General features: G+C 67.9%; 13 protein-coding genes. 5 read left to right on the top strand and 8 right to left on the bottom strand.

Translation table 11 applies throughout. The features are described 5' to 3' along the window. Positions 1-98 precede the first annotated feature (98 nt). From ACCQ13_RS06800 to ACCQ13_RS06785, 4 genes are all read left to right on the top strand, one after another. The gene (locus tag ACCQ13_RS06800) at positions 99-1466 is read left to right on the top strand and encodes an FAD-dependent oxidoreductase (protein ID WP_104601720.1); all 1368 of its coding nucleotides are present in this window, start codon (positions 99-101) and stop codon (positions 1464-1466) included. Between the two features lie 141 nt (positions 1467-1607). Beyond that, positions 1608-3053: an exodeoxyribonuclease I gene (gene sbcB, locus ACCQ13_RS06795; RefSeq protein ID WP_104601721.1), complete on the top strand. Its 1446-nt coding sequence runs from the start codon at positions 1608-1610 to the stop codon at positions 3051-3053. Continuing rightward, on the top strand, positions 3050-3736 hold the full coding sequence (locus tag ACCQ13_RS06790) for a DUF2461 domain-containing protein (protein ID WP_159406875.1): 687 nt from the start codon (positions 3050-3052) through the stop codon (positions 3734-3736). Before sbcB ends, ACCQ13_RS06790 begins: the two co-directional genes overlap by 4 nt. A 215-nt stretch (positions 3737-3951) precedes the next feature. Further along, positions 3952-4521: a DUF2939 domain-containing protein gene (locus ACCQ13_RS06785; RefSeq protein WP_159406874.1), complete on the top strand. Its 570-nt coding sequence runs from the start codon at positions 3952-3954 to the stop codon at positions 4519-4521. A 72-nt stretch (positions 4522-4593) separates the two neighbouring features. Here ACCQ13_RS06785 and ACCQ13_RS06780 read toward each other — a convergent pair whose 3' ends face one another. The 7 genes from ACCQ13_RS06780 to ACCQ13_RS06750 all read right to left on the bottom strand — a co-directional run bounded on the left by ACCQ13_RS06780 (position 4594) and on the right by ACCQ13_RS06750 (position 11796). Next, positions 4594-5556 (bottom strand): 5'-nucleotidase, encoded by a 963-nt coding sequence (locus tag ACCQ13_RS06780; RefSeq protein ID WP_104601724.1) that lies wholly within the window; start codon positions 5554-5556, stop codon positions 4594-4596. A 174-nt stretch (positions 5557-5730) separates the two neighbouring features. Further along, positions 5731-6507 (bottom strand): NAD kinase, encoded by a 777-nt coding sequence (locus ACCQ13_RS06775; protein WP_104601725.1) that lies wholly within the window; start codon positions 6505-6507, stop codon positions 5731-5733. 154 nt (positions 6508-6661) lie between these two features. Beyond that, positions 6662-8797 (bottom strand): bifunctional 23S rRNA (guanine(2069)-N(7))-methyltransferase RlmK/23S rRNA (guanine(2445)-N(2))-methyltransferase RlmL, encoded by a 2136-nt coding sequence (gene rlmKL, locus ACCQ13_RS06770; protein ID WP_159406873.1) that lies wholly within the window; start codon positions 8795-8797, stop codon positions 6662-6664. A gap of 331 nt (positions 8798-9128) precedes the next feature. Further along, positions 9129-10079 carry an SAM-dependent methyltransferase gene (locus ACCQ13_RS06765; RefSeq protein WP_104601727.1) on the bottom strand — a complete coding sequence of 317 codons (951 nt, stop codon included), beginning with the start codon at positions 10077-10079 and terminating at the stop codon, positions 9129-9131. 150 nt (positions 10080-10229) lie between these two features. After that, positions 10230-10736: a GNAT family N-acetyltransferase gene (locus tag ACCQ13_RS06760; RefSeq protein WP_159407939.1), complete on the bottom strand. Its 507-nt coding sequence runs from the start codon at positions 10734-10736 to the stop codon at positions 10230-10232. A gap of 44 nt (positions 10737-10780) precedes the next feature. Further along, the gene (locus ACCQ13_RS06755; RefSeq protein ID WP_104601728.1) at positions 10781-11308 is read right to left on the bottom strand and encodes an alpha/beta hydrolase; all 528 of its coding nucleotides are present in this window, start codon (positions 11306-11308) and stop codon (positions 10781-10783) included. Further along, positions 11305-11796: an MOSC domain-containing protein gene (locus tag ACCQ13_RS06750; protein WP_104601729.1), complete on the bottom strand. Its 492-nt coding sequence runs from the start codon at positions 11794-11796 to the stop codon at positions 11305-11307. The genes ACCQ13_RS06755 and ACCQ13_RS06750 overlap by 4 nt, the downstream gene beginning before the upstream one ends. 23 nt (positions 11797-11819) lie before the next feature. Here ACCQ13_RS06750 and ACCQ13_RS06745 point away from each other — a divergent pair, with 23 nt between their 5' ends. Continuing rightward, a complete protein-coding gene (locus tag ACCQ13_RS06745; RefSeq protein WP_104601730.1) occupies positions 11820-12395 on the top strand; it encodes an N-acetylmuramoyl-L-alanine amidase in 576 nt (191 codons plus the stop codon). Positions 12396-12575: 180 nt separating this feature from the next. Here the strand turns inward: ACCQ13_RS06745 and ACCQ13_RS06740 are convergent, their stop codons facing one another. Next, on the bottom strand, positions 12576-13520 hold the full coding sequence (locus tag ACCQ13_RS06740; protein WP_159406872.1) for a DUF1684 domain-containing protein: 945 nt from the start codon (positions 13518-13520) through the stop codon (positions 12576-12578). Positions 13521-13566 lie beyond the last annotated feature (46 nt).

Raw genomic sequence — 13566 nt, 5'->3', positions numbered from 1 at the left:
CGAACCCCGCCCCTGGCTGATGCCAGGGCGGCCGCCATTGCCAGTGGCTGCCTCCCCCTTCTCGCCGGCACTGCGTCCGGCTGCTGCCGGACATTGCATTGAGCCCAGTCTCCCCTCGCTCCCTGACCCTGATCGGCGCCGGACTGGCCGGTAGCCTGCTGGCCATCCTGTTGTCGCAGCGCGGTTGGCAGGTCACCGTCTACGAACGCCGTGGCGACCCGCGCATCAAGGGCTACGAGTCCGGGCGCTCGATCAACCTGGCGCTGGCCGAACGCGGCCGCCACGCGCTGCGCCAGGCCGGTGCCGAAGACGCGGTGATGGCCAAGGCGGTGATGATGCGCGGGCGCATGGTGCACCCGGTCAGCGGACAGCCACAGCTGCAGCGCTACGGCCGCGACGACAGCGAGGTGATCTGGTCGATCCACCGCGCCGCCTTGAACGTTGCGCTGCTGGATCTGGCCGAACAGGCCGGCGCACGCGTGCACTTCTATCGTCGCCTGCACACGGTGGACTTCGATGCCGGCTACGCGCGCTTCATCGACGACCGCGACGACCAGCCGCACGAAATCCATTTCCAGAGCCTGATCGGCAGCGACGGGGCCGGCTCGGCGCTGCGCGCGGCGATGCAGCGCAAATCGCCGCTGGGCGAGCGCATCGAATTCCTGGATCACTCCTACAAGGAGCTGGAAATTCCGCCGCTGCCCGATGGCGGCTTCCGCATCGAACGCAACGCGCTGCACCTCTGGCCGCGCGGGCGCTACATGTGCATCGCGCTGCCCAACGATGGCGGCACCTTTACCGTCACCCTGTTCCTGCCCAACGCCGGCGAGCCCAGCTTCGCCACCACCCGCACCGGCGAAGAAGCGCATGCCCTGTTCGCCCGCGACTTCCCCGATGCGCTGCCGCTGATTCCGCAGCTGGAAGAACACTGGGAAGAACATCCGCCGGGCCTGCTCGGCACCCTGACCCTGGAGCGCTGGCATCTGGACAGCCGCGCATTGCTGATCGGCGATGCTGCGCATGCGATGGTGCCCTTCCACGGCCAGGGCATGAACTGCGCGTTCGAAGATTGCGTGGCGCTGGCCGAGCAGATGGATGCGCACGACGACATCGGCAGCGCGTTCGCTGCGTTCGAGGCCGCGCGCCGCGACGATGCCGCCGCGATCCAGCAGATGGCGCTGGAGAACTACCTGGAAATGCGCGACCGCGTGGGCGATGCCAACTTCCTGCTGCAACGCGCACTCGAACAGCAATTGCAGGCGCGCTGGCCTACTCGCTTCGTGCCGCACTACACCATGGTGACCTTCCTGCGCACGCGTTATTCGATCGCGTTGGCGCGCAGCGAGATCCAGCGCGAAATCCTGGTCGAGGCCACGCGTGGGCACAACGACCTGTCGCGGATCGACTGGGCCGCGCTGGAGACGGTGGTGCATGCACGCCTGCAGCCGCTGGACGGCGCGCACTGAGGCTAGCCGGGAACTGCAAGCCGGCGCGCAGCGACAGCCCGCGCACTGCCGCGCCTCAGCGTGCGGGCACGGCGATGAGGGATACTAGCGGCCACTGGCGGCGCATACGCCGTGCGCCGCGGATCCGGAGATCGCCACCGCATGCCTGACAGCTTTCTCTTCTACGACCTGGAAACCTTCGGCCAGGACCCGCGCCGCACCCGCATTGCGCAGTTCGCGGCCGTGCGTACCGATGCGCAGCTGCGCGTGATCGAAGAGCCGATCAGCTTCTTCGTGCAGCCCGCCGACGACCTGCTGCCCTCGCCCTACGCCACCATGGTCACCGGCATCACGCCGCAGCATGCGCTGCGCGAAGGCGTGACCGAAGCCGAAGCGTTCGCCCGGATCGCCGAGCAGATGAGCCGCCCGCAGACCTGCACGCTGGGCTACAACTCGATCCGCTTCGACGATGAGTTCGTGCGTTGCGGTCTGTTTCGCAATTTCTACGACCCGTACGAGCGCGAGTGGCGCGGCGGCAATTCGCGCTGGGACCTGCTGGATGTGCTGCGCCTGGTGCATGCCTTGCGCCCGGACGGCATCGTCTGGCCGCAGCGCGAGGACGGCGCCACCTCGTTCAGGCTGGAACATCTGGCCAATGCCAACGACGTGCGCCAGGGCGATGCGCATGAAGCCTTATCCGACGTGTACGCCACCATCGGCATGGCGCGCAGGTTCCAGCAGCACCAGCCGAAGTTGTGGGACTACGCGCTGCGCCTGCGCGACAAGCGCTTTGCCGCCACGCTGCTGGATGTGATCGCCATGCAGCCGGTGCTGCACATCTCCCAGCGTTATCCGGCCTCGCGCCTGTGTGCGGCCGTGGTGTTGCCGCTGACCCGCCATCCACGCATCGACAGCCGGGTGATCGTGTTCGATCTGGACGGCGACCCGGAAGTGCTGTTGCGGCTGAGCCCCGACGAGATTGCCGACCGGCTGTATATCCGCGCTGCCGACCTGCCCGAGGGCGAACAACGCATTCCGCTGAAAGAAGTGCATTTGAACAAATCGCCCGCGCTGGTGGCCTGGCAACACCTGCGCGCGGCGGATTTTCAGCGCCTGGGTGTCGATCACGACGCGGTCGTGGCCAAGGCAGCGCGGTTGCGTGAACTTGGCCCGGCGCTGGCCGAGAAAGTGCGCCAGGTCTACGGTAACGAGCGCGCGGCAGCAGCGGCGGTCAACGATGCCGACGCCTCGCTTTACGATGGATTCCTGGCCGAAGGCGACAAGCGTCTATTGGCCCAGGTGCGCGCCAGCGCGCCCGCCGAATTGGGCGCGCTGGAAGCGCGGTTCCGCGACCCGCGCCTGGTCGAGCTGCTGTTCCGCTACCGCGCGCGCAACTGGCCGCAGACGCTGTCGTTCGCCGAACTCGACCGCTGGAATACCTACCGCCGCCAGCGCCTGCTCGAAGACCACGGCCTGGGCGAGGTGACGCTGGCGCAGTACCACGCGCAGATCGCGGATTTACGGCTTGCTCACCCCGACGATGCTACCAAGCAAGCCCTACTCGACCAGCTCGCCGCCTGGGGTTCGGACCTCCAACGCACGCTATGACCAGCTATTTTTCCGACGCCAGTTTCAAGTTCCTGCGCGCCCTGGCACGCCACAACGACAAGACCTGGTTCAACGACCACCGGCACCAGTACGAGGCGCATGTGCGCCAGCCGTTCCTGCAGCTGATTACGGACCTGCAACCGGCCCTGGCGCAGGTCAGCGACCATTATCGTGCCGACCCCAGGACTCAGGGCGGCTCGCTGTTTCGCATCTACCGCGATGCGCGCTTTTCCAACGACAAATCGCCGTACAAGAACTGGCAGGGCGCGCGGCTGTTCCATGCGCGGCGGCGCGAAGTCCCAGCGCCCTCGTTCTACATCCATCTGCAGCCGGGCGAGAGCTTCGTCGGCGCAGGCCTGTGGCATCCGGAACCGGACACCCAGCGCAAGCTGCGGCAGTTCATCTTCGACAACCCTGGTAGCTGGAAAGCGGCCGCGCACGACCCCAAGCTGCGCCGCAAGTTCGCGCTGGACGACAGCGAAAAGCTGGTGCGCGCACCGCGTGGCTTTCCCAAGGATTTCGAGTTCATCGACGATCTCAAGCATCGCAACTGGGCCTATCTGCGCCACCTGGACGACGCCGTCATGACCGGGCCACGCCTGCGCCAGACCATCGAGGCGGACCTGGTGACCCTGGCGCCCTTCGTCGATTACCTGTGTGCGGCGTTGGATCTGGAATTCTGATGTGGCCGGCGAGGCAAACAATCGCTCGCCTGCACCTGCGCCGCGTTATCGGCAACGTCCATCGCGCCCGGGTGCGCTCCTACATCCTCCCGTAGGAGCGCACCCGGGCGCGACCAGGCATTCCCGGTGAGGCAGGATGACCTGCGCGATTCATCCCACGCCAACATCGGCCGACTGCGCGCTGGCACCTCCCACATGGCAACCGAGTGCGAACGATGAAACAGCGTTGGTGGTGGTTATTGCCCTTGGCAATGGTGGTCCTGCTGGCCAGCTATGTGGTGGCCGGACCGTATCTGGCCATCCGTGGTATCAGCCAGGCCATTGCCGAGCGCGATGCCGCACAGCTGGACCGCTACGTGGACTTTCCCAGCCTGCGCGTGAACCTCAAGGCGCAGCTGGACGATTACCTGGTGCGCCAGGCCGGTAGCGGGCTGCAAGCGAGCCTGCTCGGCGGCTTCGCTCTGCAACTGGCCAGCGGCATCAGCAGCGCTGGCGTGGATACCCTGGTGACACCGTTGGGCATCGGCGCACTGCTGCAAGGCCATAGTGTGTGGAATCGCATGATCGGCGAGACCGTCAGCGCCGATACCTATGCGGCGCCGGCACCGGCGCGCCCGCTGCAGGGCGCCAGCCAACGCTTCGAATCCACCCGCCGCTTCACCGCCACCACGCAGACCGCAGCCGGGGCACCGGTCGTGTTCGTGCTGACCCGCCAGGGCCTGCGCTGGCGGCTGACCGATATCCAGCTGCCACTGACCGACGCCACCTCACCGCCAGCGCGGTGATGCGTGGCGTGACCCGCCGTCACCGGTTGCGCACAAGGCACGCGGCGCAGTGATAGCGGCCCTACAGGCGCATCAACCCGGCGGATCGTTGGCCACGCCATGCGGCACATGACCGGCCGCCACATGCTGATGCTGACGTGCGCTGTCGATGTTGTGCTGCGAATCGTCGAAGAAGATATCCGCGCCGAAGGCTTCCAGGAACGGGCCCTTGTGGCGGCCGCCGAGAAACAGTGCTTCGTCCAGGCGCACGCCCCACTCGCGCAAGGTACGGATCACCCGCTCGTGTGCCGGCGCCGAACGCGCGGTGACCAGCGCGGTGCGGATCGGCGAGGCTTCGCCGGGTGGGAACGCGGCCTGCAGCGTATGCAGTGCCGCGAGAAAATTGCGGAACGGGCCCACCGACAACGGCTCGCGCGCACGTTCGCGCTCATGCCGCCCGAAGGCTTCCACGCCCTGCTCGCGCGAGATGCGTTCGCTCTCGTCGCCAAAGATCACCGCGTCACCGTCGAAAGCGATGCGCAACTGCGTGGACAGCCGGCTTTCGTCGTTGTCCACGATCGCTGCAGCCGCCTCCGCGCGTTCGCCCGGCGCACGCGGCATGATGGTGGCTGCGGCAATGCCATGGGTGAGCGCGCGTCGCACCGAGTCCGGGTTGGCCGACAGGAACAGGTCGGTACCGAACGGTTTGACGTATGGCCAGGTCGGCTCGCCGGAGGTGAAGGTGGCGCGCACGATGCCCAGGTTGTAATGCTGAATCGAATTGAAGATGCGCAAGCCGGTGTCGGCCGAATTGCGCGACAGCAGGATCACCTCCACGCGCGGGGTTTCTTCGGGCACGTCGTGGTTGAGCGCCAGTAGCTTGCGCACCACCGGAAACGCCACGCCCGGCTGCAGGATGTCGTCTTCGTGCTCGCGCTGGAACGCCGAATACGCCTCCACCCCGCTGGATTCGAACAAGGCATGGCCCTCTTCGAGATCGAACAGCGCGCGCGAGGTCACTGCGATGGTCAATAACCTGGGGGAGTTGTCAGCCATTTTGGTGCCGGGAATGGGGAATGGGGAATGGGGAATCGGTAGAAGCAGTAACGCGAGATCGGGATTGCATCGGACATCCGTGCAGCATCGTAGTGTGTGCGTACACGTCTAACGCGCGCGTGCGGTGCCCGTGCCGTTGCCAATCGCCCATCTCCAGAGCCCCATCCCGGCCCCTCACACTGCAAACTGCTCGCTGAAGATGCGTTCTTCCAGGTTATGTTCCGGGTCGAACAGCAAGGTCACGCGGCGTTGCGTGGATTCGCGGATGGTCACTTCCACCACGTCACGGATCTCGTGCGAATCGGCGGTGACGCTGACCGGGCGCTTGTAGGGATCGAGCACGCGGAAGCGCACTTCGGTATCGGCCTTGAGGATGGCGCCGCGCCAGCGCCGCGGGCGATACGGCGCGATCGGCGTCAGCGCCAGCGTGTGCGAGCCCAACGGCAGGATCGGGCCATGCGCCGAATAGTTGTAGGCGGTGCTGCCAGCCGGGGTGGCCACCATCACGCCGTCGCCGATCAGCTCGGCAATGCGGGTCTGGCCGTTGAGGTCCACGCTCAGGTGCGCGGCCTGGCGGGTCTGCCGCAGCAGCGAGACCTCGTTGTAGGCCAGCGAGCCGGCACTGGTGCCCGATTCGGTCTGCACCTGCATTTCCAGCGGCCGCAGGTGGGCGGGTTCGGCGCGTTGCAGACGGGCCAGTAGATCGTCTTCGTTGTCGCGGTACTGGTTCATCAGGAACCCGACCGACCCCAGCTTCATGCCGAATACCGGTTTGTCGGCCGCACCGTGGCGATGCAGGGTCTGCAGCATGAAGCCGTCCCCGCCCAGGGCGCAGACCACCTCGGCCGTCTCCAGCGGATGATCGCCGTAGCGCTGCACCAGGCGCGCGCGCGCATTGGCTGCGGGCTCGGTCGGGCTGGCCAGGAAAGCGATACGGGGCGGTGCGGTCATCGTCGACTCCAGAACATGCGAATCAGCATACCGCAGCCCCGTGGCGGGCTTGGTGCCGCTGCGCCCTGCCCTCGCCTGCGCGGCCGTGATTGCGTGTTGGCAAACGATGCCGGCCAGCAACCTGCAACAGGCCGCACGACGGGCTGGCCTCGCCTCAGGCCGTCAACCGCCAGGCTCGGTGAATCCGCGCATGCCGCTCGAAATCCGGGTCGATGGTGCGCGGGCTGATCTCCTCGCACTGCGCAAACTCGGCCACGGCCGCCTCGTCCAGCTTGAAACGGCGGAAGTTGTTGGAGAAATACAGCACGCCGCCCGGCGCCAGCCGCGCCATCGCGGCACGCAGCAAGCGCACATGCTCGCGCTGGATATCGAAATCCTCGGCGCGCGCAGAGTTGGAGAAGGTCGGCGGATCGCAAAAGATCACGTCGAAATGCGCACGCTCGGCTTCCAGCCAGGCCAGCGCATCGGCCTGCACCAGCTTGTGCTTGCTGCCGGCCTGGCCGTTCAAGGCCAGATTATCGGCGCACCACTGCAGGTAGGTACCGGACAGATCCACGCTGGTGGTGGCGCTGGCGCCGGCCACCGCCGCTTCCACACTGGCCACGCCGGTGTAGCAGAACAGGTTGAGGAAACGCCGCCCCTTGGACTGCTGCGCCATGGTGCCGCGCAACGGGCGGTGATCCAGAAACAGGCCGGTATCCAGATAGTCGAACAGGTTCACCCGCAGCAGCGCGCCGTGCTCGCGCACGTTGACGATTTCGTTGCGCTGCTCGAAGCGGCCGTACTTGCTGCCGCCCTTGCCGCGCTCGCGCGACTTCAGCGCCACCCGCTCGGCCGGCACCTCGAACACCTCGCGCGCCGCCGCCAGCAGTTCGCCCAGACGGCGGCGCACATCCGCCTCGGGAATGGTCGCCGGCGCAGCATATTCCTGCACATGCAGGAAGATGCGCCGGTCGCCATCGGCTTGCTGATACACGTCGATGGCAGCGGAATATTCCGGCAGGTCGGCGTCGTAGACGCGGAAGCACTCGATGCCTTCGCGCGCGCGCCACTTCTTGAACTTCTGCAGATTCTTGCGCAGCCGGTTGGCCACCATCTGCGCGCCTTCGCTGAGCGCGGTCGGCGCCGCCAACGGGGTGCGGCGCGGCACCGCGATCGGGTCGCAGACGATCAGCGCGCATTCGATGGCGCCATTGAACAGCTGATATTTCTTGCCGGCACGCAATCCGGTGGCATAGGCCAGTTCGGCGTTGCCGCACAGCAGGCTGGCACGCCACTGCGGTACCACCCGTTGCAGGGTGTCGCCAAGCTTGCGATACAAGGCCGCATCGGCAGCCAGGCGCTCGTCGTAGGGCGGGTTGCACACCACCACGCCCGTGGTCTGCGGTGGGGTCTGCAGATCGCCGACCTCGCGCACGCCGAACCAGATCGCTTCGGCCACGCCGGCCACCTGCGCATTCTCCTTGGCGGCGCGGATCGCGTGCGGGTCCACGTCGCTGCCATGGATCACCTGCTTCAGCGCGGCCCGCCCGGCGCTGTCGCGCTCGCGCGCCTGGCTCACCAACTGCTGCCAGCCCTCGCGGTCGAAGCCGCGCCAGCGGCTGGGCACATCGCTGCCATAGCGCTGCAGGCCGGGCGCCACGTCGGCGGCCATCAGCGCAGCTTCGATCAGCAAGGTGCCACTGCCGCACATCGGGTCCAGCAGGCCGCCGCCATCGGCATGGACGCGCGGCCAGCCGGCGCGCAGCAACACCGCCGCAGCCAGGTTTTCCTTCAACGGCGCCTCGTTCTGCGCCATGCGCCAGCCGCGCCGATGCAAGGGGCCGCCGCCCAGGTCCACCGAGATGGTGGCGCGGCCCTTGCGCAGCGACAGGTTCAGGCGCAGGTCCGGGCTTTCCACATCCACCGACGGGCGTTCCAGTCCCTGCCGGCGCATGGTGTCCACCACCGCGTCCTTGATCCGCTGCGCCGCGTAACGGGCGTGGGTGATGGCGGTGCCGGAGACGTGCGCATCCACCGACAGGGTATGCCCCACCGCCAGATGCTCGTGCCAGGGCAGCTCGGCGACACCGGCGTAGAGCGCGTCTTCGTCCGGGCAATCGAATTCGGTCAGCGGCCACAGCACCCGGCTGGCCAGGCGCGACCACAGCACGGCGCGCTGCGCATCGCGCAACTGGCCTTCGACGTTGACGCCGGAAATGGTGGCGGTGGCCTTGCTGGCACCGAGCGTCAGCAGCTCGTCGGCAAGCAGATATTCCAGGCCTTTGGCACAGGATGCGAAGAATTTCACGTGGGCAGGTATCGATCAAGACGCTGGCCGCAGTGGCGAGCGTGGGAGCAGGACGGCGGGACGGCGCCCGCAAGGGCAATGCCGTGGCCGTGGACGGGCGCAAATGGTCGGCCATCGGGGCCGGCATTACCACCCCCGCCGGCCGCATTGCCCATTGCACGGCTCACCAGCGCGCCGCGATCGCCGTCCGGCACTCCCTGCAATCCGGCCCAATCCCCCGCCACACCCTGGAGTGCAGGGGCCTGGCAGCGGCACGTCGCCCGACACCGGCTCCGCGCATCCGCACGCCTGCCGTCGTTGCCGCAGGCGTGCAGGCCTGCGGCCGCCCCGCTCAGCCGTGGGCAGGCTTGTGCGCGATGACGGTGGGAAAGAGGCTGGCGCGATCCTCGATGAAACGGATGTCGGTAAAGCCCGCGCTCTCCAGTTGCGCTCGCGTTTGCGCGTGTGTACGGAACGATGCCCAGCGCGCCTGCACGATGTCGACGAAGATCTGGCTCTGCAGTGCCAACGCCGCCGGGTCGATCAATGCCATCTGCCATGGCGACTGCGCGCACAGGCTGGGGGGTGGCGTCAGGAAACTGGTCAGCAACGTGCCGCCCGGCCGCAACTTGTGGAAGAACGCGCCATACAGCGCGATCACGCGCGCGTCGTCCGGTTCGTAGAGATTGAGCCCGTTACTGGTCAGCACGTCCACGCTATTGGCATCGCCCTGCGTCCATGCGTCTTCCAGCCGTAGCGACAGCTGCCCCTCCAGCCCGTGCCGGCGCGCCAGTTGCAATGCACCTTCCAGCGCCTGCGGGTCCAGGTCGATGCCGAGCAACTGCACCTCCGGACAGTGCCGGTAATCCAGGCTCAGCACGTCACCCATCCAGCCGCAGGGGACCGAGGCCAGCGTCATGCCAGGCCGCAGCAGGGCCTGCAACTGCGCACGGAAAATGCCGAACCGCTCACGCGTGGCGAGCACGGCCGGGAGTGTCTCGAACAGGGCGTATTCCAGTGCCGGCGTGGTGTCCGGCGCCAGACTGCCTGGCGGGTGCGTCACCAGACGATGGGTCCAGGCCGCGTCCAGCCCGCGGTTGCGGAGCAGGAACCGGCCCAGCTCCACCGCCCATAGCGCATCGAGCAACTGCAGCAGGCGCTCCACGTCCGCCGCGGACCGCGCCGGGTCCTGGCCGAGTCGCGCCTTGATCGAGGCGAGCAGGGTCGCATCGTCGTGCGGCAGGTCGCCCGCGTGCGAAATCAGGCGCGCCTGCGGCGGCACCGCTTGCTGGTCATGTTGCATCGTTCACCTCGTCTAGCGTTCATCGCGATCGATTGACCATGATGACGGCTGACGCAAGCCGCGACGGTGCCCAGGGCGATGCAGGATGCCGGCGAACGAACGCGAACGACAGGCTGCGCGGAAAGGCCCCGGGCAAGCCACGCGCACGGCTCAACCCAGCCCGAATGCCGGGTGGTAGGTCACATCGGCCAGTGGCACCAGCCGGTCGCCGAACGCCAGCGCCTGCACCGTCGATGCCGGCACATCCGGCATGCCCAGGCCCGGCTCGACGGCGAATCCGAAACGGCGGAAGAAGCCGGGCTCGCCATCGACCACGCAGCCGGCCGCGCCACGCTCGCGCAAGCTCGCCAGGGCCGCGCGCACCAGGCGCGTGCCCAGCCCCTGGCGCTGATGGCCCGGGCCAACGGCCAGTGGCCCCAGCGCAAACCAGCCAGAGGATCCATCGGACAAGGCCACCGGCGACACCGCCAGATGACCCACCACGTAGCCGTCGTGGTCGGCCACCAGCGACAACGCCAGCGCCGCCGCGTTGTGTAGCGCGGCGATCACCTGGTGCTCGTCGTGGTGGCTGTGCTCGGCGCGCATGAAGGCCACCATGGTCAGTACTTCGATGGCCGCCGCGTCGTCCGCGCTCGCCTCGCGGATCAGCACCGGCAGTGGTGCTGCTGCCTGCGCAGGCGGCAGGTCGTCGGCGTCGTGCATCACAGGTCCTGCAGCAGGTCGGCGAACGCGCGCGTCGCGGTCTCCACGTGCGCGCCAAGGCGATGCCCGTCGTCGACCAGCAACAGCCGCGCCGCACGCGCCTGTGCCCAGGCGATCACCTCAGCCGCAGGAATGAGTTCGTCATGCCAGGCATGCACGATCGAGATCGGCACTGCCGCGGCATCCAGCGCCGGCAACGGTCCCATTCGGGTCGGTGGCACCATCAGGAACAGCCCGCGCACCGGCACCTGCAAGGATACTTGCGCGGCGATGTAGGCCCCCAGGCTGGAACCGGCCAATACCAATGGCCCCTTGGCGGCGGCGGCGCGCGCCACCTCCAGCAATCGCTGCAGCCGCCCACGCACGTCGCCCAACTGGCCCAGATCGCGGCGTGCATCCAGATCGGTGAAATCGGGCCGCTCGTGCGTCCAGCCCAGCCGCTGGGCCGCCTCGGCCAGGGCGGTGACCTTCAAGGCCTCCGGACCGCTCTCGAACCCGTGCGCCAGGATGCAGTGACCGCGGCTCATAGCGCCTGCACCACATCGCCCAGCCGCAGCACGCCGCCCCGCAGGATGCGCGCGCACAAGCCGCCGTGCCCGCGCATCGCGTTGTAGCCGCCCGCACCCAGCGCGTCTTCCATGCGCGAACAGGGATCGCACGGATCGGTGCCTTCCAGTTCCACCTCGCCAATGCGGAACCGCCGCCCCTTCAACGCGATCAACGCAATCCCGCTGACCACCAGGTTGCGTCGCAGCGTGGCCGGCGCGATCGTCGCATGCCCGGCCAACGCCGCGATCACCGGCAGATGCTCGGCCTGGATCAGGGTGACACCGCGCTTGCCGCTGCCGCCCTTGTAGCGATCGCCGACCAATCCGATGCCGGTGGTGGCCTGCGCTGCGTCCACCTCCAGCATTGCCACATCACGCGCCGGACGCACGCCGATCCAGGTCACCTGACCGGTCTGCGGCAGCGTTGCCATCAATTTGCCCAGGGGGCTGTCGGGATTCAAAGCCATCGTCGAATGCTAGCATTCGCTGCATGTCCGATGCCGTCCTGCCGTCGCCCCCGATCACCTACGCGCCGTTGCCCTATGAATCGCGACTGGCCCGCCGCGCGCTCGACCGGATCGACATGGTGGTCATCCATTGCACCGAACTACCGGACATGGCCATGGCGCGCGAATACGGCGAGCGCGTGCTCTACGACAGCGGCACCGGCAACAGCGGGCATTACTACATCGACCGCAATGGCAGCATCCAGCAGTACGTGGCGCTGGAGCGCGTGGCGCACCATGTGCGCGGCCACAATCCGCATACGCTGGGCATCGAACTGGTCAACCGTGGCCGTTATCCGCACTGGCTGGATTCGCGTCATCAGCTCATGCACGAAGCCTACCCGGATGCACAGATCGCCACGCTGGTCACGCTGCTGCAGTGGTTGCAGCAACAGCTGCCCTCGGTGCGCTGCATTGCCGGCCATCAGGAGCTGGATACCACGCTGGAAGCGGCCAGCGACGATCCGGCCTGCAAGATCCAGCGCAAGCTCGACCCCGGCCCGTTGTTCCCGTGGTCGCGCATCGAAGCGGCGGTGGCTTGGTCGCATCGCACGCGCTGAGGCTGGCGCTGCCGCAACGCCGACGTGGCTGGCGGGTACCGGATGCCTGCACGCACTTGCGCTGCATCGTGCACGCGGCAACCTTGCCGTCCCGGGTGCCATTCGGCCGACGCGCGACCGCGCTGCCGATGATGCCCGCGCGATGAGCCGGCAGCCCGCGTGAACCGCCTTGGTGGCCGCTCAGGGTTCAGCCGGGCGGTAGGTGGTTTCGCCCGCACTCACCGCAACCGCCAGGCGATTTTCCAGTGGCGCGATCGGGCACACCACATGCGGGGTGAAGGCGCAGGGCGGGTTTTCGGCCAGATTGAAATCCAGCACCACCTCACCATCGCGCGGCAGTGCGGTGGTCAGATAACGTGCGCCGCCGTAGCTGTCCTTGCCGCTGGTGCGGTCGGCGAACAGGAACACCAACCCGCCACCGTCCTGCGCGATCGGCTGCAGCCGGTAGCGGCGGCCGTCGCGCGCGAACACCGCTTCACCCGGCACCTGCACCGTCAGCGTGGTCCCGATCGAGGTCAGCAAGGTGGTGGTGCGCGCAGGCACATATGGCTGCCAGTGCGCGCGCACGCGCCAACGCGGGTCGGTCGGAAAATACTCCAGCCCGTCGAACCGGCTCAATGCCGGCGCCCGTGGATCGCGCAACCGCCAACCGAACGCGTTGCCGGTCTGCACCAGGAAGAACTGCCGTTGCTCCAGATCCAGCCGATCGCCGCGTTGCCCCGCCCGCTCCGGCCGCAATCCGGCAACCTGCACCGGCTGCCCATTGAGTGCCACCACCGCGCCGGGCGCCACCCGAAAGCGCGCGTGGCCATGCGCGTCCAGGGTCAGTTGCCCCAGCTGCGCGGGCCCGGCCGGCAGCACGATGTCGTTGCCCGCATCGCTGCCCACCCGGTAGCGGCCCGGCTGCACGCGACCGGATCCCACCAGGCTCAGCCAGCCATCGGGTGTGCGCAGCCGCTCCACGCGCTGCGCGCGGGCAACGTGCAGTGCCTGCTGGTAACCGGAGGGCACGTCGCGGAGCCGGCTCTGCGGCGGGTTGCCAGCGTCCGCCGTCGACCCGGCCGTGCATGCCGCCATCGACCACAGCGCTCCCCACACGACGCATGCCCGCCATTGCAGCCACATGTGCTTTACCACCGCAAGAAACCGCGCTGCGCGCAGTGCACCCACC

The organism is Xanthomonas sp. NCPPB 1638, from assembly GCF_041475635.2.
GTDB lineage: Bacteria > Pseudomonadota > Gammaproteobacteria > Xanthomonadales > Xanthomonadaceae > Xanthomonas > Xanthomonas cucurbitae.
The sequence above is the reverse complement of the archived record's forward strand: the minus strand, read 5'-3'. Positions and strand labels throughout refer to the sequence as shown.